Here is a 19,175-nt window from a genome sequence, read left to right on the forward strand (position 1 = left end):
CCCGACGCGGAACCGGCCCCTCCCGCAGTCGGCGCCGTGCCGGTGCCCGGAGCGCCGCCTGCGGTGGCGTCCGCGCGGCCGGACCGGCCGCTCACGGGCGGCCGCCTTCGGGCGTCCCCGCCGTGGTGGTGCCCGGCGCGCGCCCCTTGCCGGGCGGGCCCGCGAAGGCCTGCGCGATGTCCAGCCAGCGGTCGGCGTCCTCACCCTCGGCCCGCAGGGCCAGGTCGTCGCGGTGGGCCCGCTGGGTCACGAGCAGACAGAAGTCGAGGGCGGGGCCGGTCACACGCTGTTCCGCACCCTCGGGGCCGTAGGCCCACAACTCACCGTGGGGGCCGTCGAGTTCCACACGGAACGGCTCGGCCGGCGGGGTCAGTCCGTGCACCCCGAACGCGAAGTCGCGCGTCCGCACCCCGATCCGGGTGACCTGCGCGAGGCGGGCCGTCTGCGGCCGGACGACTGCGAGCGCGTCGGCGACGTCCTGGCCGTGCGCCCACGTTTCCATCAGCCGCGCGGTCGCCATCGACGCGGCGCTCATCGGCGGCCCGTACCAGGGGAAGCGGGCCCCGGCGGGCGCGGAGCGCAGAGCCTGCTGGAGGGCCTCACGGCCGGCGCGCCAGCGGGTGAGCAGTTCGGCGGGCGGCAGCGCGGCGCCGGCCGCCGCGCCGTCGTCGACGAAGGAGTCGGGCGCCGCGAGTGCCTTCTCCACCTCCGCGGTGAAGCCTGCCGCGTCCGTGACGGCGACGAGGGCGGCGGAGTCGGTCCAGGCGAGGTGGGCGATCTGATGGGCGACGGTCCAGCCCGCGGCGGGGGTCTTCGCCGCCCATTGGCCGGGGCTCAGTTCCCCCACCAGCAGGTCGAGTTCATCGCTTTCGCTGCGCAAGTCGTCGAGTACGACGGCCGGATCGGACACGGAACGCTCCCCTGTGGGCACGACGGTCTGTGGCTCGGAGCATGGCAGCAGGGCTAGAAACAAGCAAGCATGCTTGCTTTGATTTTTTCCGACCCCCGGCACTGACCGGGCCCGACCCTCGTCCGCGACCAGCCCACCGCCCGCCCCGGCGGGCTGGTCCCTACGTCCGATTCGCGGACTTCCCCGGCTTCCCCGCCGCCTGCGTCCGCACCGCACCCATGCTCGCCACGACGACCAGCACGATCGCGAGCCCCTCCGTCGGCGCCAGGGCCTGGGACAGCACGAGGAACCCGGCCATGGCCGCGATCGCCGGCTCCAGGCTCATCAGGACCGCGAACGTCGCCGCCGGCAGTCTGCGCAGCGCCAGCAGTTCCAGGGTGTACGGCAGGACCGACGACATCAGGGCCACCGCGAGACCCAGCGCGAGCGTCGACGGCACGAGCAGCCGTGAGCCCGCTTCGACGAGTCCGAACGGCAGGCTCAGCAGCGCGCCGAAGCCCATCGCCAGCGCCAGCCCGTCCGCCTGCGGGAAGCGCCGGCCGGTGCGGGCGCTGAAGACGATGTACGCCGCCCACATGCCGCCCGCGGCCAAGGCGAACGCGGCGCCCACCGGGTCGAGCCGGTCGAAGCCGCCTCCGCCGAGCAGGACCACGCCGCCCAGGGCCAGTGCCGCCCACAGCAGGTTCACCAGTCTCCGTGAGGCGATCACCGAAAGGGCGAGCGGGCCCAGCACCTCCAGCGTGACCGCCGCGCCGAGCGGGATGCGGTCCGCGGCCTGGTAGAAGAGCATGTTCATTCCACTCATGGCGGCGCCGAAGGTGATGACGGTCGCCCAGTCGGCGCGGGAGTGCCCGCGCAGCCGCGGCCGGCAGACCACGAGCAGTACGACGGCGGCGAGCACCAGCCGCAGTGTGACGACCCCGAGCGCGCCGGCCCGCGGCATCAGCAGCACGGCGACGGCCGCCCCGAACTGCACCGACAGGCCGCCCGCGACGACGAGCGCGACCAGGCCGAGTGAACGGCGTGCGCCCGACGTCTGCGTTGCCGCGCCCCCGGCCGCCTGCGTCGCCGCACCCGCCGCCTCCGGCAGCACGACCGTCGCACCGGCCTGCGCGCGGGCGCCCGTGTTCGCGGACTGCGGGTCCTTCACTCGTGCCTCCCGTAAGCCTGCACCTCGTCCAGTCCCCCCACGCTACGGACCGGGGCGCCGCGCGTGAAATGCGATTCTCGCTGCGGTTATGCTCCACACGTATGAGCATCGAGCTGCGCCATCTCCGCTGCTTCCTCGCCGTAGCGGACGAGTCGAGCGTGACCAGGGCCGCGGCCCGGCTCGGCCTCACCCAGCCCAGCGTCTCCCGCACGCTCGCCGCGCTCGAAGGACACGTGGGTGTCCGGCTGGTGGACCGCTCCACGCACCACCTTGTCCTCACGGCGGAGGGCCGGGCCTTCCGCGACAAGGCCGCCGTCGCCGTCGCCGCCTTCGACGAGGCGCTGGACGTCGGGGGCCTGCCGCACCGGCCGCTGCGGCTCGGGCACGCCTGGTCGGCGCTCGGCCCGTACACCACCCCGCTGCTGCGCCGCTGGGAACGCGAGCACCCCGACACCCCGCTCGAGCTGCTGAGGATCGACGACCGTACGGCGGGCCTCTCGCGCGGCGAGGTCGACGCCGCCGTCCTGCGCGGCCCGGTCGGCACACCGGGACTCGCGACCGAGCTGCTCTTCACGGAGCCCCGCGTCGCGGCCGTGCCGTCGGACAGCCCGCTCGCGGCACAGGTCTCGCTGACCCTGGCGGACCTGGCCGCCTGGCCGGTCGTCCTCAACACCGTCTCCGGGCTGACGACGCTCGACCTGTGGCCCGCGGACGCCCGGCCCACGGCGACGATCACGGTCGCCAACACGGACGACTGGCTCACCGCCATCGCCGCGGGCCGCGGCGTCGGCTCGTCGGTGGCCTCCACCGCCCAGATGCACGCGCACCGGGGTGTGGCCTACCGGCCGTTGTCCGACGCCCCGAGCGCGCCCGTGTTCCTGGCCTGGCGCAGCACGCGACCGCATCCGGCCGTCCGTCAACTGGTGGCCCTGGCCCGCACGGTGGCCCGCAAGCGCTGACACGCCGCCTGCGGCAGGGGGCCACGTGCGCGGTGGCGCGACGCCGGGCCGCCCGGGCGGACCCGTGATAGGCAGGGCGTATGAAGCGTGACGAACTGGTGTGGTTCCTCCGCAGGTACAGACTCGCCGTCCAGGCGTCGGTGGCGCCGGACGGATCGCCGCAGGCGGCTGTCGTCGGGTACGCCGTCAGCGACGACCTGGAGATCGTGTTCGACACCGTCGCGACGACACGCAAGAGCCTCAACCTGCGGGCGGACTCGCGCATCGCGCTCGTCGTCGGCTGGGACGACGCCATCACCGCCCAGCTCGAGGGCACCGCCGACTTCCCCGCCGGGGACGACCTCGAACGCCTGCGGGAGTGCTACTTCCGCGTGTATCCGGACGGGCGTGACCGGCAGAGCTGGCCTGGAATCACCTATGTACGGGTGCGGCCGTCATGGGTGCGGTACAGCGACTTCACCCAGGACCCGCCGCATGTCGTCGAGGTCCGGGCAGCGCAGCTCGACTGAGCCGCCGCGCCGCTCGGCCGGCCCGCGTCGGACAGGGGCCCTGAGCTCTCACAGCGCCTGCCGGCGGCCCGCCAGGAGTTTCCAGCCGAGGCGGACGCCCCGGACCGCCAGGATCAGCAGCAGGACCGCCGTCACGCAGCCCGCCGCGCTGAGCGCACCGAGCGAGCCGCCCCGCAGCAGCGAGACGGCGAAGGAACCGATGCCCCTGGACGTGGCCTCGTCCCCCGGGTCCACCGCGATCGCGGCCACCAGCAGCTGCCCCACCAGGGCCGATACGAGCAGGACGGCAGCGGCCCGCGCCAGCAGACCCACGATGTCGGCCCGTCCGACGCTCCACCGCATGACGACCGCCCTTTCATTGCGTGGCCGGCGGCCCATCCTGCCCGATCCCTCACTTCACCTTGCGACCAGGCCCTCCGCCAGCACCTCCGCCAGGTGCCTGGCCCGACGGCCGGCGAGCTGGTCGAGCTGGGTGCGGCAGGAGAAGCCGTCCGCCAGCAGCTCGGCGCCCGTGGCGGCGGACCGTACGGCGGGCAGCAGTTGGTCCTCCGCGCACGCCACCGACACCTCGTAGTGGCCCCGCTCGAAACCGAAGTTGCCCGCGAGGCCGCAGCACCCGCCGCTCAACTCACCGTTCAGGCCCGCCTTCTCCCGCAGTCGACGTTCGGCCGCGTCGCCGAGGACCGCGTGCTGGTGGCAGTGGGTCTGGCCCGCCACCGGGCGGCCGATGTGCGGCGGTGTCCAGTCGGGGGCGCACTCCTCCAGCGCCTGGGCGAAGGTCCGTACCGTCGCCGCGAGCCGGGCCGAGCGCGGGTCGTCACCCAGCAGCTCGGGCAGGTCGGTCTTCAGGGCCGCCGCGCAGCTCGGTTCCAGTACGACGACCGGCACATCCAGCTCCAGCAGCGGCTCCATGACGTCGAGCGTGTGCCGCATGACCTTCCGCGCCCGGTCGAGCTGGCCCGTCGACACATAGGTGATCCCGCAGCACACCCGCCCGGGCGGCAGCACGATCCCGATGTCCGCCGCCTCCATGACGCGTACCGCCGCCCTGCCGACGGACGGCGAGAGGTGATCGGTGAAGGTGTCCGGCCACAGCACGGCCGTACGGCCTTCCCGCAGCACCTCCGCACGCTCGCCCATGGGCCCGCGCAGCCAGCCGCGGAACGTCTGCGGCGCCAGGCGCGGCAGGTCCCGCTCCGGCGCGATGCCGCCGATCCGCTTGGCGAGAGCCGCCAGCGGCCGTACCCGGCCCAGCGCGTTGACCGCGGGCGCGAGCGGCGCGGCGAAACGCAGCCACTGCGGCAGACGGCCCATGGCGTAGTGGGCGGCCGGCCGGCGACGGCCCGCGTAGTGGTGGTGCAGGAACTCGGCCTTGTAGGTGGCCATGTCGACACCGACCGGGCAGTCGCTTCGGCAGCCCTTGCAGGAAAGGCACAGGTCGAGCGCGTCCCGCACCTCGGTGGAGCGCCAGCCGCCGGTGACGACCTCGCCCGCGAGCATCTCGTGCAGCAGCCGCGCCCTGCCGCGCGTGGAGTGCTGCTCCTCGCCGGTCGCCCGGTACGAGGGGCACATCACGCCGCCGCCCGCTGCGGCCTGCGTCGTGCGGCACTTGGCGACGCCCACACAGCGGCGCACCGCGCCGGCGAAGTCGCCGCCGTCGTGCGGGTAGCCGAAGACGACGTCGACGGGCCGGTCGGGCAGCACGGCGAAGCGCAGACCCGCGTCCAGCGGGTGGGGACGCACCAGCATGCCCGGGTTCATGCCGCCCGCCGGATCCCACACGTCCTTGAACCGGCCGAAGAGTGCGACCAGTTCGTCGCCGTACATCTTCGGCAGCAGCTCGGCGCGCGCCTGGCCGTCGCCGTGTTCGCCGGACAGCGAGCCGCCGTGCGCGACGACGAGGTCGGCGATCTGCTCGGAGAACGCGCGGAAGCGCCGGACGCCGTCGTCGGTCAGCAGGTCGAAGTCGATGCGGACGTGGATGCATCCGTCACCGAAGTGGCCGTAGGGGGTGCCGCGCAGCCCGTGTTCGGCGAGCAGGGCGCGGAACTCGCGCAGATAGGCGCCGAGGCGGGCGGGCGGCACGGCACAGTCCTCCCAGCCGGGCCAGGCCTCGCCACCGTCGGGCATCCGGGTCGCGGTGCCGGACGCGTCCTCCCGCACCCGCCACAGGACGCGCATGGCGGCCGGGTCGTCGACGACCGTGCCGTCGAGCGCGTCGGCCGCCCGTACGATCCGCTCCGCGCGGCCCTTCGCTTCCGCGGGCGTGGCGCCACCCGTCTCCACGAACAGCCACGCCCCGCCGCGCGGCAGGCCGTGGCCCGTGGGCACGAGGTCCTCGGCCATGCCTTCGACGGTCAGCGGGCCGTGGGGCAGCAGGCCGGCGGCGGCCTCGGCGGCAGCGCTCTCGTCGGGGTAGCCGAGGACGGCCAGTGCCCGGGCGGCCGGGGCGTCCACGAGGCGCACGGTCGCTTCGGTGAGCACGGCGAGGGTGCCTTCGCTGCCGCAGAACGCGCGGGCGAGGTCGACGCCGTTCTCGGGCAGCAGGGCGTCGAGGGCGTAGCCGGAGATGCGGCGGGGCAGGCCGGCGGGAAAGCCGGTGCGCAGGAGGGCGAGGCTGCCGTCGACGAGTTCGGCCAGGCCGGGCGGGGTACTGCCGGGCTGCCGTCCCCGGGCGAGGTGGTGACGTGTACCGGAATACGTGACGACCGACAGGTCGCGGACGTTGTCGGCCGTCGTCCCCCAGGCCACCGAGTGCGCGCCGCACGAGTTGTTGCCGATCATTCCGCCGAGCGTGCAGCGGCTGTGCGTCGACGGGTCGGGCCCGAAGACCAGGCCGTGCGGCCGTACGGCGTGCTGCAGCCGGTCCAGGACGACGCCCGGCTGCACCAGCGCGGTCCCGGCCTCCGGGTCGACGTGGAGGATCGTGTTCATGTGGCGGGTGAAGTCAAGGACGACGCCGGTGCCGGTGGCCTGTCCGGCGATGGAGGTGCCGCCACCGCGCGGCACGACGGGTACGCCGTGCCGTCGGCAGACCTCGAGGGCGGCGGCGACGTCGTCGGCGTCGCGGGGCGCGACGACACCCACCGGGACCCGCCGGTAGTTGGAGGCGTCCATGGTCGTCAGGGCCCTGGCGGCTGCGGAGAAGTCGACTTCGCCGCCGACTGCCGCATTGAGCGCGCGGGCCAGTTCGCTCGTATCCCTGGTGTGTTCAACCATGTGATCCAGAATGACCCCTGGAGCCGCTGCCGCACCCGCAGGAAACCTGCCAGTTGCACACGTTGTGCGCACCCGAACATGAGGAGTGCCACAGGACTGGCCCAAGTGATCGTCAACTCTCCTATAGTGACGACCACTTCGCCAGGAAGCAGCGGCTCCAGTTGCGCCCCCCGCCATCCCGGAAGGCACCACTCGATGACCGGCACCTCCGAGAAACGATGACCGGCACGACCACCCGGGCGATCCCCGGAGACGTCGGCGCGGCCACCGACGCCCATCGCGACGCCGGTCCCGGCGCGCTTCCCGACGACCGTCCCGGCGCGCTGAAGATCGCGGTCGTCGGCGGTTTCGGCGCCGGCCGGTCGACGATGGTGCGTTCCGTCAGCGAGATCCGTTCGCTGCACACGGAGGAGGCGATGACCGGGGCCGAAGGCTCGGGACGGGTCCCCGCCAAGACGGCGACGACCGTCGCCCTCGACTTCGGCCGCATCACGATCGACGAGGAGCGGGTGCTGTATCTGTTCGGCACACCCGGACAGGAACGTTTCCGCTTTCTCTGGGACCGCCTCCTCGCGGGCACCTCCGGTGCGGTCGTCCTCGTCGACACCCGCGCCGTGGCCGACGCCCGGTTCGCGATCGAGCGCCTCGGTGAGCAGGGCACGCCGTTCATCGTCGCCGTCAACGACTTCGGCGGCCCGTTCCGTTCCGAGGAGGAGATCCGCAAGGACCTCGCCCTCGCGTCCTTGGTGCCGATGGTCGAGTTCGATGCCCGGGACCATTCGTCAAGCAAGTTCGTCCTGATCGCCCTGGTGGAGCATCTGCACTCGCTGGGCCTGGCAGACGGCACCTGACCTCCAGGTCAGCGGCAGTGGAGCCGTCTCAGCCGCCGGACCGCGGGCCCGCCCGGCGGCCGGCCCGGTATACGCTCCCGGACGTGGCTGATATCCAGATTCCCGCTGACATCAAGCCCGCCGACGGCCGTTTCGGCGCGGGCCCCTCCAAGGTGCGTACGGAGGCGCTGGACGCCCTGGCCGCCACCGGCACCTCTCTCCTCGGTACGTCCCACCGCCAGGCCCCGGTCAAGAACCTGGTCGGCGCGGTGCGCGACGGCGTGCGCGAGCTGTTCTCGCTCCCCGACGGCTACGAGGTGATCCTTGGCAACGGCGGATCCACCGCCTTCTGGGACATCGCGACGCACGGACTGATCGACAACAAGTCCCAGCACCTGTCGTTCGGCGAGTTCTCCTCCAAGTTCGCCAAGGCCGCCAAGCTGGCGCCGTGGCTGGCAGAGCCCACCGTGATCTCCTCCGACCCCGGCACCCACCCGGACCCCGAGGCGGAGGAAGGCGTCGACGTGTACGCCTTCACCCACAACGAGACCTCCACCGGTGTCGCCGCCCCGATCCAGCGGGTCGCCGGCGCGGACGAGGGTGCGCTGGTCCTGGTGGACGCCACCTCCGGCGCGGGCGGCCTGCCCGTCGACATCGCGCAGAGCGACGTCTACTACTTCGCCCCGCAGAAGTCCTTCGCCTCCGACGGCGGCCTGTGGATCGGCGTCTTCTCCCCGGCCGCGCTCGAGCGCGCCGCCCGCGTCCACGGTTCGGGCCGGCACGTCCCCGAGTTCTTCTCGCTGCCGACGGCGATCGACAACTCGCTGAAGAACCAGACGTACAACACCCCGGCGCTGTCCACGCTCTTCCTGCTGAACGAGCAGTTGAAGTGGATCAACGGCCAGGGCGGCCTGGACTGGTCGGTCCGCCGCACCGCCACCTCCTCGCGCACGCTGTACGGCTGGGCGGAGGCGTCCAAGTACGCGACGCCGTTCGTCGTCGACCCGGCGAAGCGTTCGCAGGTCATCGGCACGATCGACTTCGCCGACGAGATCGACGCGTCCGCGGTCGCCAAGGCGCTGCGCGCGAACGGCATCGTCGACACGGAGCCGTACCGCAAGCTGGGTCGCAACCAGCTGCGGGTGGCGATGTTCCCGGCGATCGACCCGGCGGACGTCGAGGCGCTGACGGCCTGCGTCGACTACGTGATCGAGAAGCTGTAACAGCGGCTTGTTCGAAGGCAGCGGGGCACCGACCGGCCGGTCGGTGCCCCGCTGCCGTTCGCGGGCGGGCAGGCCCGGCGCCCGACGGCCGTCAGCGGCTGAGTCGTTGGAAGCGCCGCACGGCCAGCGGCAGGAACACCGCGGTGACGACCACCGGCCACACCACCGCCATCAGCAGCGCGTGCTCCTGGATCCAGCTGCCGTCGCTCGCCACCGGGTTGCCGAACAGTTCACGGGCGGCCGATGCCGTGGACGAGATCGGGTTCCAGGCGGCGAGCGTGCCGAGCCAGTCCGGCATCGTCGACGGCGGCACGAAGACGCTGGAGATCATGGTGAGCGGGAACGCCACCGCGTACAGGCTGCCGGCCGCTTCCGGTGTGGGGACCAGCAGGCCGAGCAGGATGCCCACCCAGATCAGGCAGAACCGCAGGAGCAGCAGCAGTCCGAACGCCCCGAGCGTCGCCGCGGCACCCGCGTCGGTGCGCCAGCCCATCGCGAAGGCCGTCGCCGCCAGGATCGTCAGCTCGGCGCCGGCCACGATCAGGTCGTTGACCCCCCGCCCGGTCACGACCGCCGACGGTGCCATCGGCATGGAGCGGAAGCGGTCGATCACGCCCTTGGAGGCGTCGGTGACGACCGCGACGGCCGTGTTCATGAAGCCGAAGGCCATGGTCATCGCGAACATGCCCGGCATCAGGAAGTCGCGGACGCTGCCGCCGTCCGGTGACTTCATCGCACCGCCGAAGACATACCCGTACAGCAGCACGGAGATGATCGGGAAGCCGAGCTGCCAGGCGATGAGGACGGGCTGGCGCCGGTAGTACGTCAGTCCGCGCCGGACCACGTTCCAGCAGTCGGAGACCGCCCAGTAGGCGCGGCCGTGCCGGTCGTCCAGGGTCGTCGGGTCCGCCATGTCGAGCGTGCTCATGCCGCTTTCTCCTCGTCACTCGCGCCGTGTCCGGTCAGCCGCAGGAACACGTCGTCCAGGCTGGGCCTGCGCAGCCCGATGTCCTCCACCGGAATGCGTTCGTCCTGCAAGGTCCGCGCCACCTCGGTGAGGGCGGCGACCCGGTCGGTCACCGCCGCGTGGACCCGCCGTTCGAGCGCGTCCGTCGTCGGGTCCGTGTCGGCGACGCGGGCCACGGTCTTGGCGATCGCCCGGAGATCGGCCGCGTCCCGGGCCACGACCTCGATCCGGTCGCCGCCGACGCGGTTCTTCAGACCGTCGGGGGTGTCGTCCGCGATGGCGCGGCCCTGGTCGATGACGGTGATACGGGAGGCGAGCTTGTCGGCCTCGTCCAGGTACTGCGTGGTGAGCAGCACGGTCGTGCCGCCGGCGACGAGCCTGCGCACCGCCTCCCACACCTCGCCGCGCGAGCGCGGGTCGAGGCCGGTCGTCGGCTCGTCCAGGAAGAGCACGTCGGGCGCGAGGATCATCGACGCGGCGAGGTCGAGACGGCGGCGCATTCCGCCGCTGTACTTGCCGACGCCCTTGTCGCCGGCGTCCACCAGGTCGAACTGCTCGAGCAGTTCGGTGGCCCGGCGGACCGCGCGCCTGCCGCCGAGGTGGAAGAGGCGACCGAACATCTCCAGGTTCTGCCGGCCCGTCAGCACCTCGTCGACCGCTGCGTACTGACCGGTGAGCCCGATCCGGCGGCGGACCTGCCGCGGGTCGCGCGCCACGTCGACGCCCGCCACGCGCGCCCGTCCGCCGTCGAACCGCAGCAGGGTGGCGAGTACGCGCACGGCGGTGGTCTTGCCCGCGCCGTTCGGCCCGAGCAGGCCGTGCACGGTGCCCTTCCTTACGGCGAGGTCGAAGCCGTCGAGGGCGCGCTTGTCCCCGTATCGCTTCTCCAGACCTTCGGCCGCTACGGCGTATTCGTCCACGGTGCCTCCACAACGGATTAACTGAGTACGGCGTACCCACATGAGAGTACACCGTACTCAGTTTCTGTCCAGGCGATTACGCTGACCTCATGACGACGACAGAGACGACCGGCAGCGGCGACGTCTCGCGCAGCCTCGAACTCCTCTGGGGCACCGGCGAGCGCCCCTCGCGCGGCCCCAAGCCGGGCCTGACCCTCGACCGGATCGTCACCGTCGCCGTCGAGATCGCGGACGCGGAGGGCCTGGCCGCCGTCTCGATGCGCCGCCTCTCCACCGAGCTGGGCACGGGCACGATGTCCCTCTACCGGTACGTCCCCGGCAAGGGCGAGCTGCTCGACCTGATGCTCGACCGCGTCCAGGGCGAGCCGCTGGACAACGACGAGCACGCACCCGAGAGCGACGACTGGCGCGACGCCGTGCGCGCCATGGCCCGCACCTACCTCGCGCTGCACCGCGCGCATCCCTGGCTGCTGAAGGTCAACCAGTCCCGCACCGTCCTCGGCCCCAGCGCGGTGCGGGGCCTGGAGATGTCACTGGCCGCGCTGCAGGGCATGGGGCTGCGCGACCCCGAGCTGATCTCAGTGATCATCACCGTGCAGAGCTGGGTGTCGGGCATCGCCCGCATCGAGCAGGAGGCCCTGGAGGCGGTGAAGCAGACCGGGCAGAGCGAGGAGGAGTTCTGGAAGAGCCAGGAGCCCTTCCTGGAACGGGCGATGGCGACCGGGCAGTACCCGCGGCTGATGGCCCTCTCCGAGGACGCGTTCTCGGGCGCCTTCGACCACTTCGAGTTCGGCCTCTCCCGCCTGGTCGACGGCTTCGCGACCCTGGTGGACGAACGGGCCGGTCAGGACCGCTAGTTGCGGCGCAGCAGTCGCCTCAGCCACAGCACCAGCGCGCCGCCGCCGACGAGCGCGACCAGCCCGTACGTGGTCACGTCGGTCTTCCCGCCGCCCCCGGGGGCCGCGTCACCGCCCGGGCCTTTCGGCTTCGCGCCCCCGCCGGAGTCCGGGTCGGCGCCGCCGGTCTCGACCTCGACCCGCTGGACGTCGCTCTGCTCGCCCTCCGTGCCGAACATCAACGCCGTGCCGTCGGTCGTGTACGTCACCGACTCCGACTGGGCCTGGATCGGCGCGCGCACCCGGTGGTCGGCGCCGAGGCGACCGTCCTTCCACTCGTAGCCGCGGGCGCTGAAGTACGAGCGGAGGACCAGTTCCTTGCCGTCGGGCGAGAAGGCGCCGTCGGTCACCCACGGCACCTCGCCGATCCGCCGGAAGACGTTGGTCGAACGGGAGTCGAGGGCGGCCGGGCCTTCATAGAGGCCGCCGCCCTCCTCGTTCTTGGAGGCGATGTAGACGCGCCCGGTCTTCGGATGCACCATCAGCGCCTCGGCGTTGCGGGCGCCGTCGGCGTATTTCACGTCGAACTGCGTGGCGTTCACGGTCTGGTCGCGCAGCTGCTTCGGCTCGGGGAAGCGGTAGATCCAGACGTGGTCCCAGCTTCCGTCGAGGTTGTCGCCGATGTCACCGACGTAGATGTTGCCGTCGGGACCGACGGAGATCGCCTCCATGTCCCTCGGCTCCCCGACCCCCCGCAGGGTGATCGTCGCCACCGTCTCGCCCGTCGTCGCGTCGACGCCGAAGATCCGCGGCTGGTCCTGGTCGTTGTGCGTCCAGTAGATCCCCGGGTGTGCCCGGCTCGCGGCGAGCCCGCTCGACTCGGTGATCCGCGGGTCCTCGACGGTGAACCCGGAGCCGTCGTCGGCGGTGGCGGGCACGGCGGCTGCGACGACAAGAGCGGCGGCGAGGCCGGTGACGTACGGAAGCGAACGCATGCCCCAAGCCTGCCACCTCCGCCTGCCGCCCCTGCTCGGCAGCCCCGGCCGCCTGGGCCGCCACCGACGAGGCCGGCTGCTCCAAGGGCCTGCTGCACGCGCACTTCGCGGGCGGGCTCGACGAATTCGTCGCGGAGCTGGTCCTGGACCGGTTCGCCCGCACCGCGGCACTGGCCGGCGAACTCCCCGCCCGGGCAGGCCGGGACAGCGTCGCCGACAACCTCACCGAGGTCGCCGCCGCCCTGCTCACCGCCCCCGGGCCCCACCGTCTCCTGCCTGGCCCTCACCCGCCCCGGCGCGGCGCTCCGGTTCCGCGAGGCGATGGCGGCCGGAGCGTCCGGCTTCGCCACAGTGTTCGCCACAGTGGAGGAATCCGTCGCCGCACATCTGACCGCCGAACAGCACCTCGGCCGGGTGGCCGACGACGCGGACACGGGGGCGCTCGCCCTCGCACGCGTCGGCACGGTCCACCACCTGCTGATGGCAACCTGGCCGGTCGCCCCCGACCCGCGCGAGCGGATCGAGCGGCTGGTCACCGCGCTCACCGGCGTTCGTGGCCGGTCTCACATCGCAGACCGGTGACGGGTTACCGACGAGTTCGGTCATGATTGCGCCCATGCGATTTCTGTTCGTCGGCGACTCCATGACCATCGGACGCGCGGGCGACTACAGCTGGCGCTACCGGATGTGGCAGCACCTCGAGGCATCCCCCGCCCCGTACGAGATCGTCGGTCCGCGCCACGAGCTGTACGACACGGAGGCGAACGCCCCGGCGTCCCACGCCTACGCCGACCCCGCGTTCCCCGCCGCCGCCCGCCGTCACCTGGCCGGCTGGGGCGAGGGCTGGCTGCACATGGCTCCCGTGATCCGCGAGACGGTGGCCCGCGAGCGCGCGGACGTCCTCCTCGTGTCGCTGGGCCTGATAGACCTCGGCTTCTACACGGACAGCGACCAGACGGCGGCGAACGCCCGCGCGTTCATCTCCGAGGCACGCCTCGCCAACCCGCACGTCCGCATGGTCCTGCTCCCGGTCATCCCGAACATCCGCGCCGAGTCCGACGCCCCCTTCGCCGCCGAGTGCGACCGCTTCAACACGCTGCTCGCCAAGGCCGTCGCGGACCTGGACACGTCCGGGTCCCCGATCCTGCTGGCCTCCCACCCGGCGTCGTACGACATCCACACCGACACCTACGACGGCACCCACCCCGGCCCGACCGGCGAGATCAAACTGGCGGGCGCGTTCGCGGACGCCATGCACCAGGCGTGGGGGTTCGGCGGGGCGTACGGCATCGCCGCGTGACGGGGCTCCGCTCTGCTTCGCCGGTCCGGGCAAGCGCCTGACCGGCCCGGGAATGCGAATGCGGCCAGGACCCCGAGCTGCGATCCTGGCCCGATGTCCACGTTCGAAGAGCTCGTCGCCGAGGGCGAGGCCGTCCCGACCGAGGGCTGGGACTGTCGACGGACACCGCCCCGCTGGAGACGTGCCTCTTGGGCGAGACCAAGGCCCGCGCGGAGGAGTTGTTCCACCTGAGCGCCTCCTTCGGCCCCTTCGCCCAGGCCCGGTACCCGGATTCCGGGACCGGCCGTGGCGCGGGCGGCTCCAAGGACCACTTCTGGGCCACCGCCACGTGCTCAGGCTCCGGCGCGTACTTCACGATCCACGCCACGGAGTACGTCCACGTCGACGACCGGGTCGAGGACTTCGTACGCTCGGCTCTCACCGCGTTCGCCAAGCGCTCGGCCGAGCAACACGGCTGCACGGACCTCAAGCTCCCGCGCTGACGCCCTGACGGCCGGTCAGCCGCTGAGGAGGTCCGGGTTGTCGGCCAGCCCGGCCAGGTGTCCCCGCGGGTCGGCGATGAGCCTGCGCGTGGACAGGTCGAGCACGCCCGCCACGCCGGTGATCTCCGCCGCGAGCGTGCCGTCGTCCTTGAGGATCCGCTGCACGACCTTGAAGGTCTTGCCTTGCCCGTAGACGAACTGGCACGTCACCCGCACCTGATCCCCGCCGCGCAGCTCCCGCGCGTACTTCACCGTCACCTCGAGCGCGACCGGGCCCACGCCGTCGGCCAGCAGCTTCTCCTGGGGCAGCCCGGCGGCCCGCAGCAGCTCCCACCGCGCGTGCTCTGCGTACTGCAGATAGACGGCCTGATTGAGGTGCCCTTGCGTGTCCAGTTCGTAGCCGCGCACGGTCACGTCGACAGAGAAGGTCATGCCCTCGGCAACGGCACCGCCCGTGCCCTCATTCCCGGCTCCCGGCCTGGTCCGGCCCCGCTGTCGAAAATTCCGGCCCTGTCCGGTTCACGGACTTTTCGGATGGCCACAGCTGGGCACCCGGTGTGGCGTCGGATGCATGCCACATTCCCGATTCCCGCAAGGGAGGACTCATGGCCGGCGAGCTGCGAGCCAAGGACATCATGACCAGCGGTGCCCAGTGCGTGGGTGCGCATCAGTCGCTTCACGAAGCGGCCAAGATGATGCGGGACCTGGACGTCGGCGCCCTGCCCATCTGCGGTGACAACAACAGGCTCACGGGCCTTGTCACCGACCGAGACATCGTCGTCACCTGCTGCGCCGACGGCGTGGACCCGGCGACGGTGCAGGCGGGCACCCTGGCTGGTGACCTGCACTGGATCGACGCGGAGGCGGACGCCTCCGAAGTCCTGGAAATGATGGAGAGCAATCACATCAAGCGCCTTCCGGTGATCGACGTGGCGGGCGGGCACCGCCTGGTCGGCATGATCACGGAGGCGAATGTCGCCAAGAACCTGAGCGATCAGCAGATCGCCGAGTTCGCGACCCGCATCTACGCGGAGGCCTGACCGGCCGGCGTCGGGCGGCACGGGAAGGGACGTGCCGCCCGACGGTCACGCCCCCGAGGGATACACGGGCCGGGCCGCTGTGCGACCGGACGTCAGAAGACGAACGGCCCCGGGTCCTGCGGGGAAGTAGCCGTGCACTGTGCCGTGATGCCGAAGACGACAACGGTCAGGGACGTCGCCTCGAGGCTGTCGCCCGTCGCGACGGTGCCGTTCAGCGGGCCGGTGGAGACCGCGCCGCCCGCCGGAATCGCCGGGTTCGAGTTGCCGGTGAACGTCGCCGTGCCGGAGCCGTTCTTGGACAGGGTGAGGGTGGACTCCACGGAGTTCGCGCCGATCGGGACGGGGGCGGTGATGGCGTCCGTGGAGACCTCGATGGTCGCGGCCGTACCGTCCTGGGCCGCCTTGAGCGTGGCTGTGCCGGCGCCGTAGGAACCGCAGTCGAATGACAACGTTGCCGTCTCGGGCGTCACGGCTTGCTCCGCGGGCGCCATGGCGAGCGTTGCCGCGGCGCACGCGCCGAGAACGAGCAGAGTGGTGTGCTTCATGGGGGGATCCGCCCTTCGTGGGGTGTCACGGGCTGGTGCGGGCATTGGGGCACACGGGTCTCGAGAAGGGAAGAGAGGCCCGCCACGGCCCGCTCACAACGGCCGGATCCCGTCCCCGCTCAGAGCGCGGCCCGGGTCAGCCGGTTGGCGAACGTCGACATCGTGTACGCACCGATGCCCATGACGACCTCCAGCGCGTTCTGCGAGGTGAAGCCGTGGGCGAAGAAGGCGCGCAGCTCGTCGTCCCCGACGGCGCCTGCCGTACGGAACACCTCCACGGTGAAAGTCCTGACGGCCTCGAGCCGTTCGTCCTGAAGTGGCTGCTGCTCGCACAGGGCGGCGATCAGCTCCTCCTGTGCGCCGAGCGCGCGGAGCTTGCCGGTGTGCATGACCACGCACACATGGCACTCGTTGCGCGCGGCGACCGTCATCACGACGACCTCGCGCGCCACCGGGTCGAGCGTCGTCGCCTCGAAGGCGGCGCTCAGCTTCAGGAAGCCGTCCAGCAGGTGCGGCGAGGAGGCAAGCCTCGCCACCGCGGGCGGCAGATGACCGAGGCGCTTGACGGTGGACTCCATGGCGCGGCGCGACGCGGGCGGCGCCGTTTCGAGGGTGTGCTCGGCGAACACGGGCAGCTCCTACAATGGACAACATGGTTGACGACCCCGAAAACGTAAACCAGGTTGTCGAACGACGCAAGGCGAATAAGGAAGCTACCGACACGCCCGGCTACGAGCTGCCCCTGCTCCTCTTCGCCGGTTTCCGCGCGCTCATCGACAAACTGCACGCCGAACTGGCCCGACAGGGCCACCCCGAGGTGCGCCCCGCGTACGGCTTCGCCATGCAGGCGATCGGCCCGGCAGGAGCAACGGCCAGCGACATCGGCCGACGCCTCGGCGTCTCCAAGCAGGCCGCCGGCAAGACCGTCGACCGCCTCCTGACCCTCGGCTACGCGGAACGCGCGAACGACCCGACCGACGCCCGCCGCAAACTGATCCGCCTCACCCCCCACGGCCTCGACGCACTCGCCCGCTCGGCGGCGATCTTCGACCAACTCCGCGCGGAATGGGCGCAGGCGATCGGTGCCGAGCGCCTGCACGACCTCGAATCCGACCTGCGCACTGTCACCCCACCGGACAGCTTCCGCCTGGACGCGGCGGGCTGGCTGGGCGGCGCGTGACGCCGCTCCGGGGTCGTAACCAGACCACCGTCAGCTTCGGCACGGACCTCGACCTCAACAGGACCTCCGTCGGCCTCACCCTCACCACCAGCGACTTCCCCCACGAGTGACGCTGCGCCGGGGGCGGATGACACCCCCGGGACAGCAGCGGCTCACCAGGCGAAGGCCTCCGGGGAGGGTCCCGGGCCCGGGAAGATCTCGTCGAGGGAGGCGAGGAGCTCCTCGTTCAGTTCCAACTCGACAGCCCGCAGAGCCGATTGCAGCTGTTCCGCCGTGCGCGGGCCGACGATCGGGCCCGTCACACCGGGACGGGTGAGCAGCCAGGCCAGTGCCGCCTCCCCCGGCTCCAGGCCGTGCTTGTCGAGCAGGTCCTCGTATGCCTGGACCTTCTCCCGTACGGACGAGTTGGCGAGCGCGTCCGCGCTGCGACCGTCCCGGCGGCGCTTGCCCTCGGCCTCCTTCTTCAGCACGCCGCCGAGCAGGCCGCCGTGCAGCGGGGACCACGGGATGACACCGAGGCCGTACTCCTGCGCGGCGGGGATGACCTCCATCTCGGCGCGGCGCTCGGCCAGGTTGTACAGGCACTGCTCGCTGACCAGGCCGTAGGAGCCGAGGCGGCGGGCGGTCTCATTGGTCTGGGCGATCTTCCAGCCGGGGAAGTTGGAGGAGCCCGCGTAAAGGATCTTGCCTTGCTGGATCAGGACGTCGATCGCCTGCCAGATCTCCTCGACCGGTGTGTCCCGGTCGATGTGGTGGAACTGGTACAGGTCGATGTAGTCGGTCTGCAGCCGCTTGAGCGAAGCGTCCACCGCGCGGCGGATGTTCAGGGCGGAGAGCTTGTCGTGGTTGGGCCAGACCTCGCCGTCGGTGCCCATGTTCGCGTACACCTTGGTGGCGAGCACGACCTTGTCGCGGCGCCCGCCGCCCTGGGCGAACCAGGTGCCGATGATCTCCTCCGTACGGCCCTTCTCCTCGCCCCAGCCGTAGACGTTGGCCGTGTCGAAGAAGTTGATGCCCGCGCCGAGCGCGGAGTCCATGATGCCGTGACTTGCGGCCTCATCGGTCTGGGGCCCGAAGTTCATTGTGCCGAGGACGAGTCGGCTGACCTTGAGTCCGGTGCGTCCGAGCTGCGTGTACTTCATGACGACCAAGCCAACGCCTTCGAGCACGCTCGAAGCAAGCGCATCACGTCGAAGTCGGCGACCTGGTCCCCGCCGTGCCCACGGCATGCAGCAGGCCCGTCGGCGGGGTCCGGTCTCGGTGTGGTCCGGTCCTCGGTGGGTGCAGCCGGGAGACGGGTCAGCCGAGGGCCGCGGCCACAATGACGATCACGAACATCAGCACCAGCACGGCGGCCATGATCTGGTTGCGGGTCTTGGGGTTCACCCAACGAGGTTAACCCGCGGCCTCCAGCGGCCAGGAGTCGACCACCTCGTAGCGGGGCCGCTCGCCCGGCACCCCGCTGACCGGCAGATTGCTGCGTACGAGGGCCAGCTCGTCCACCTCCCAGGGCGTGCCCTCGAAGGTGTCCAGCGCCTCGACGTACGGCCGCAGATCGCCGGAATCGCGGATGCGGGCCACGGTGAGGTGCGCCTGGTAGCGGCGGTGCTCCTCCATGCTCACGCCGGCCCGCCGGGCGGCCGCGTCCGCGCGCTCGGCGAGCAGCCGCATCTGCTCGATCCCACCGGCCGCGCCGATCCACAGCGCCCGGTTCCCGAACCGCCCGCCGCGGTGCAGTCGGAGCGGAAACTCCGGCGTCCGGTGCGCGGCGCGCGAGAGCCGCGCCCGCAGATCGGGCAGGAGCTCGTCGTCGACCTCCCCCATGAAGGCGAGCGTGAAATGCCAACCGGGCCGCCCGGTCCAGCGCAGCGCCTTGGCGTCGGGAAAAGCGCGGAGGGGGGTGAGGGCGCGGTCGAGCTCGTCGACGGCCAGTGGGGGCGGGATGACGGCGGCGAACAGTCTCATGTGGTCAGTGTGCCCGCGGGCCGTGCCGGCGGGCGGGCGTTTTCTCCAGGGGCTCCGCCCCCGCCCCCCGGCGCCGTTTTCCCCGGGGGCTTCGCCCCGCACCCCGGGCGCCTCAAAGGCCTGCGAGGCCGGGAGTGCCCCGCCC

22 protein-coding genes are annotated in these 19,175 nt (G+C 72.0%); 10 read left to right on the forward strand and 12 right to left on the reverse strand.

Translation table 11 applies throughout. The features are described 5' to 3' along the window. Positions 1-91: 91 nt before the first annotated feature. A complete protein-coding gene (locus ACIQ7Q_RS16555; RefSeq protein ID WP_403861547.1) occupies positions 92-910 on the reverse strand; it encodes a TIGR03084 family metal-binding protein in 819 nt (272 codons plus the stop codon). Positions 911-1,070: 160 nt separating this feature from the next. Next, positions 1,071-2,060, reverse strand: a complete 990-nt coding sequence (locus tag ACIQ7Q_RS16560; protein WP_403861550.1) for an EamA family transporter — start codon at positions 2,058-2,060, stop codon at positions 1,071-1,073. A gap of 101 nt (positions 2,061-2,161) precedes the next feature. On the opposite strand from ACIQ7Q_RS16560, the gene ACIQ7Q_RS16565 reads away from it, so the two are divergent. Together ACIQ7Q_RS16565 and ACIQ7Q_RS16570 are read left to right on the forward strand one after the other, a co-directional pair. Continuing rightward, positions 2,162-3,019 carry a LysR family transcriptional regulator gene (locus tag ACIQ7Q_RS16565; RefSeq protein WP_403861552.1) on the forward strand — a complete coding sequence of 286 codons (858 nt, stop codon included), beginning with the start codon at positions 2,162-2,164 and terminating at the stop codon, positions 3,017-3,019. Positions 3,020-3,099: 80 nt separating this feature from the next. Then, positions 3,100-3,528 (forward strand): pyridoxamine 5'-phosphate oxidase family protein, encoded by a 429-nt coding sequence (locus tag ACIQ7Q_RS16570; RefSeq protein WP_403861555.1) that lies wholly within the window; start codon positions 3,100-3,102, stop codon positions 3,526-3,528. A 48-nt stretch (positions 3,529-3,576) separates the two neighbouring features. Here the strand turns inward: ACIQ7Q_RS16570 and ACIQ7Q_RS16575 are convergent, their stop codons facing one another. Beyond that, complete coding sequence (locus tag ACIQ7Q_RS16575; protein ID WP_403861558.1) at positions 3,577-3,870, reverse strand: hypothetical protein; 294 nt, start codon at positions 3,868-3,870, stop codon at positions 3,577-3,579. Between the two features lie 54 nt (positions 3,871-3,924). Continuing rightward, positions 3,925-6,747 (reverse strand): FAD-binding and (Fe-S)-binding domain-containing protein, encoded by a 2,823-nt coding sequence (locus ACIQ7Q_RS16580; RefSeq protein WP_403861561.1) that lies wholly within the window; start codon positions 6,745-6,747, stop codon positions 3,925-3,927. Positions 6,748-6,965: 218 nt separating this feature from the next. On the opposite strand from ACIQ7Q_RS16580, the gene ACIQ7Q_RS16585 reads away from it, so the two are divergent. Together ACIQ7Q_RS16585 and serC are read left to right on the forward strand one after the other, a co-directional pair. Beyond that, positions 6,966-7,598, forward strand: a complete 633-nt coding sequence (locus tag ACIQ7Q_RS16585; RefSeq protein WP_403861564.1) for a GTP-binding protein — start codon at positions 6,966-6,968, stop codon at positions 7,596-7,598. An 83-nt stretch (positions 7,599-7,681) separates the two neighbouring features. Next, positions 7,682-8,800: a phosphoserine transaminase gene (serC, locus tag ACIQ7Q_RS16590; RefSeq protein ID WP_403861567.1), complete on the forward strand. Its 1,119-nt coding sequence runs from the start codon at positions 7,682-7,684 to the stop codon at positions 8,798-8,800. A gap of 91 nt (positions 8,801-8,891) precedes the next feature. On the opposite strand, the gene ACIQ7Q_RS16595 is transcribed toward serC, so the two are convergent. Both ACIQ7Q_RS16595 and ACIQ7Q_RS16600 read right to left on the reverse strand, forming a co-directional pair. After that, the gene (locus tag ACIQ7Q_RS16595) at positions 8,892-9,728 is read right to left on the reverse strand and encodes an ABC transporter permease (protein WP_403861570.1); all 837 of its coding nucleotides are present in this window, start codon (positions 9,726-9,728) and stop codon (positions 8,892-8,894) included. Next, the gene (locus ACIQ7Q_RS16600) at positions 9,725-10,729 is read right to left on the reverse strand and encodes an ATP-binding cassette domain-containing protein (RefSeq protein ID WP_403861573.1); all 1,005 of its coding nucleotides are present in this window, start codon (positions 10,727-10,729) and stop codon (positions 9,725-9,727) included. The genes ACIQ7Q_RS16595 and ACIQ7Q_RS16600 overlap by 4 nt, the downstream gene beginning before the upstream one ends. 47 nt (positions 10,730-10,776) lie before the next feature. On the opposite strand from ACIQ7Q_RS16600, the gene ACIQ7Q_RS16605 reads away from it, so the two are divergent. Next, positions 10,777-11,544, forward strand: a complete 768-nt coding sequence (locus ACIQ7Q_RS16605) for a TetR/AcrR family transcriptional regulator (protein ID WP_403861576.1) — start codon at positions 10,777-10,779, stop codon at positions 11,542-11,544. Here ACIQ7Q_RS16605 and ACIQ7Q_RS16610 read toward each other — a convergent pair. Then, positions 11,541-12,518, reverse strand: a complete 978-nt coding sequence (locus ACIQ7Q_RS16610) for a WD40 repeat domain-containing protein (RefSeq protein ID WP_403861579.1) — start codon at positions 12,516-12,518, stop codon at positions 11,541-11,543. The genes ACIQ7Q_RS16605 and ACIQ7Q_RS16610 overlap by 4 nt on opposite strands. A 321-nt stretch (positions 12,519-12,839) precedes the next feature. On the opposite strand from ACIQ7Q_RS16610, the gene ACIQ7Q_RS16615 reads away from it, so the two are divergent. The 3 genes from ACIQ7Q_RS16615 to ACIQ7Q_RS16625 all read left to right on the forward strand — a co-directional run bounded on the left by ACIQ7Q_RS16615 (position 12,840) and on the right by ACIQ7Q_RS16625 (position 14,300). Continuing rightward, positions 12,840-13,100 (forward strand): hypothetical protein, encoded by a 261-nt coding sequence (locus tag ACIQ7Q_RS16615; RefSeq protein ID WP_403861581.1) that lies wholly within the window; start codon positions 12,840-12,842, stop codon positions 13,098-13,100. A 34-nt stretch (positions 13,101-13,134) separates the two neighbouring features. Beyond that, positions 13,135-13,818 (forward strand): GDSL-type esterase/lipase family protein, encoded by a 684-nt coding sequence (locus ACIQ7Q_RS16620; RefSeq protein WP_403861584.1) that lies wholly within the window; start codon positions 13,135-13,137, stop codon positions 13,816-13,818. 188 nt (positions 13,819-14,006) lie between these two features. Continuing rightward, complete coding sequence (locus ACIQ7Q_RS16625; protein ID WP_403861587.1) at positions 14,007-14,300, forward strand: hypothetical protein; 294 nt, start codon at positions 14,007-14,009, stop codon at positions 14,298-14,300. A 15-nt stretch (positions 14,301-14,315) separates the two neighbouring features. Here the strand turns inward: ACIQ7Q_RS16625 and ACIQ7Q_RS16630 are convergent, their stop codons facing one another. Continuing rightward, positions 14,316-14,732 (reverse strand): acyl-CoA thioesterase, encoded by a 417-nt coding sequence (locus tag ACIQ7Q_RS16630; RefSeq protein WP_403861590.1) that lies wholly within the window; start codon positions 14,730-14,732, stop codon positions 14,316-14,318. A 173-nt stretch (positions 14,733-14,905) separates the two neighbouring features. Here ACIQ7Q_RS16630 and ACIQ7Q_RS16635 point away from each other — a divergent pair, with 173 nt between their 5' ends. Next, positions 14,906-15,340 carry a CBS domain-containing protein gene (locus tag ACIQ7Q_RS16635; protein ID WP_403861593.1) on the forward strand — a complete coding sequence of 145 codons (435 nt, stop codon included), beginning with the start codon at positions 14,906-14,908 and terminating at the stop codon, positions 15,338-15,340. A 92-nt stretch (positions 15,341-15,432) separates the two neighbouring features. Here the strand turns inward: ACIQ7Q_RS16635 and ACIQ7Q_RS16640 are convergent, their stop codons facing one another. Both ACIQ7Q_RS16640 and ACIQ7Q_RS16645 read right to left on the reverse strand, forming a co-directional pair. Then, positions 15,433-15,885, reverse strand: coding sequence for a hypothetical protein (locus tag ACIQ7Q_RS16640; RefSeq protein WP_403861596.1), 453 nt, complete (start codon positions 15,883-15,885; stop codon positions 15,433-15,435). 119 nt (positions 15,886-16,004) lie between these two features. Next, entirely contained in the window at positions 16,005-16,514 is a 510-nt protein-coding gene (locus tag ACIQ7Q_RS16645; protein ID WP_403861599.1) for a carboxymuconolactone decarboxylase family protein, read from the reverse strand. A gap of 14 nt (positions 16,515-16,528) precedes the next feature. Between ACIQ7Q_RS16645 and ACIQ7Q_RS16650 the strand changes: the two genes are divergently transcribed. Continuing rightward, positions 16,529-17,065 carry a MarR family winged helix-turn-helix transcriptional regulator gene (locus ACIQ7Q_RS16650; RefSeq protein WP_403861602.1) on the forward strand — a complete coding sequence of 179 codons (537 nt, stop codon included), beginning with the start codon at positions 16,529-16,531 and terminating at the stop codon, positions 17,063-17,065. Between the two features lie 152 nt (positions 17,066-17,217). Here ACIQ7Q_RS16650 and ACIQ7Q_RS16655 read toward each other — a convergent pair whose 3' ends face one another. Then, positions 17,218-18,207 (reverse strand): aldo/keto reductase, encoded by a 990-nt coding sequence (locus tag ACIQ7Q_RS16655; RefSeq protein ID WP_403861605.1) that lies wholly within the window; start codon positions 18,205-18,207, stop codon positions 17,218-17,220. 253 nt (positions 18,208-18,460) lie between these two features. Then, positions 18,461-19,030, reverse strand: coding sequence for an RNA 2',3'-cyclic phosphodiesterase (gene thpR / locus ACIQ7Q_RS16660; RefSeq protein ID WP_403861608.1), 570 nt, complete (start codon positions 19,028-19,030; stop codon positions 18,461-18,463). Positions 19,031-19,175: the final 145 nt, after the last annotated feature.

Source organism: Streptomyces sp. NPDC096176, from assembly GCF_044763255.1.
Classification (GTDB): domain Bacteria; phylum Actinomycetota; class Actinomycetes; order Streptomycetales; family Streptomycetaceae; genus Streptomyces.

Excerpts from the sequence above, each read along its gene's own strand:
- ACIQ7Q_RS16565 (WP_403861552.1), top strand. The coding sequence starts at position 2,162 with ATGAGCATCGAGCTGCGCCATCTCCGCTGCTTCCTCGCCGTAGCGGAC.
- ACIQ7Q_RS16570 (WP_403861555.1), top strand. The coding sequence starts at position 3,100 with ATGAAGCGTGACGAACTGGTGTGGTTCCTCCGCAGGTACAGACTCGCC.
- ACIQ7Q_RS16575 (WP_403861558.1), bottom strand. The coding sequence starts at position 3,870 with ATGCGGTGGAGCGTCGGACGGGCCGACATCGTGGGTCTGCTGGCGCGG.
- ACIQ7Q_RS16580 (WP_403861561.1), bottom strand. The coding sequence starts at position 6,747 with ATGGTTGAACACACCAGGGATACGAGCGAACTGGCCCGCGCGCTCAAT.
- ACIQ7Q_RS16585 (WP_403861564.1), top strand. The coding sequence starts at position 6,966 with ATGACCGGCACGACCACCCGGGCGATCCCCGGAGACGTCGGCGCGGCC.
- ACIQ7Q_RS16595 (WP_403861570.1), bottom strand. The coding sequence starts at position 9,728 with ATGAGCACGCTCGACATGGCGGACCCGACGACCCTGGACGACCGGCAC.
- ACIQ7Q_RS16600 (WP_403861573.1), bottom strand. The coding sequence starts at position 10,729 with ATGTGGGTACGCCGTACTCAGTTAATCCGTTGTGGAGGCACCGTGGAC.
- ACIQ7Q_RS16605 (WP_403861576.1), top strand. The coding sequence starts at position 10,777 with ATGACGACGACAGAGACGACCGGCAGCGGCGACGTCTCGCGCAGCCTC.
- ACIQ7Q_RS16610 (WP_403861579.1), bottom strand. The coding sequence starts at position 12,518 with ATGCGTTCGCTTCCGTACGTCACCGGCCTCGCCGCCGCTCTTGTCGTC.
- ACIQ7Q_RS16615 (WP_403861581.1), top strand. The coding sequence starts at position 12,840 with ATGGCGGCCGGAGCGTCCGGCTTCGCCACAGTGTTCGCCACAGTGGAG.
- ACIQ7Q_RS16620 (WP_403861584.1), top strand. The coding sequence starts at position 13,135 with ATGCGATTTCTGTTCGTCGGCGACTCCATGACCATCGGACGCGCGGGC.
- ACIQ7Q_RS16630 (WP_403861590.1), bottom strand. The coding sequence starts at position 14,732 with ATGACCTTCTCTGTCGACGTGACCGTGCGCGGCTACGAACTGGACACG.
- ACIQ7Q_RS16635 (WP_403861593.1), top strand. The coding sequence starts at position 14,906 with ATGGCCGGCGAGCTGCGAGCCAAGGACATCATGACCAGCGGTGCCCAG.
- ACIQ7Q_RS16640 (WP_403861596.1), bottom strand. The coding sequence starts at position 15,885 with ATGAAGCACACCACTCTGCTCGTTCTCGGCGCGTGCGCCGCGGCAACG.
- ACIQ7Q_RS16650 (WP_403861602.1), top strand. The coding sequence starts at position 16,529 with ATGGACAACATGGTTGACGACCCCGAAAACGTAAACCAGGTTGTCGAA.
- ACIQ7Q_RS16655 (WP_403861605.1), bottom strand. The coding sequence starts at position 18,207 with ATGAAGTACACGCAGCTCGGACGCACCGGACTCAAGGTCAGCCGACTC.
- thpR (WP_403861608.1), bottom strand. The coding sequence starts at position 19,030 with ATGAGACTGTTCGCCGCCGTCATCCCGCCCCCACTGGCCGTCGACGAG.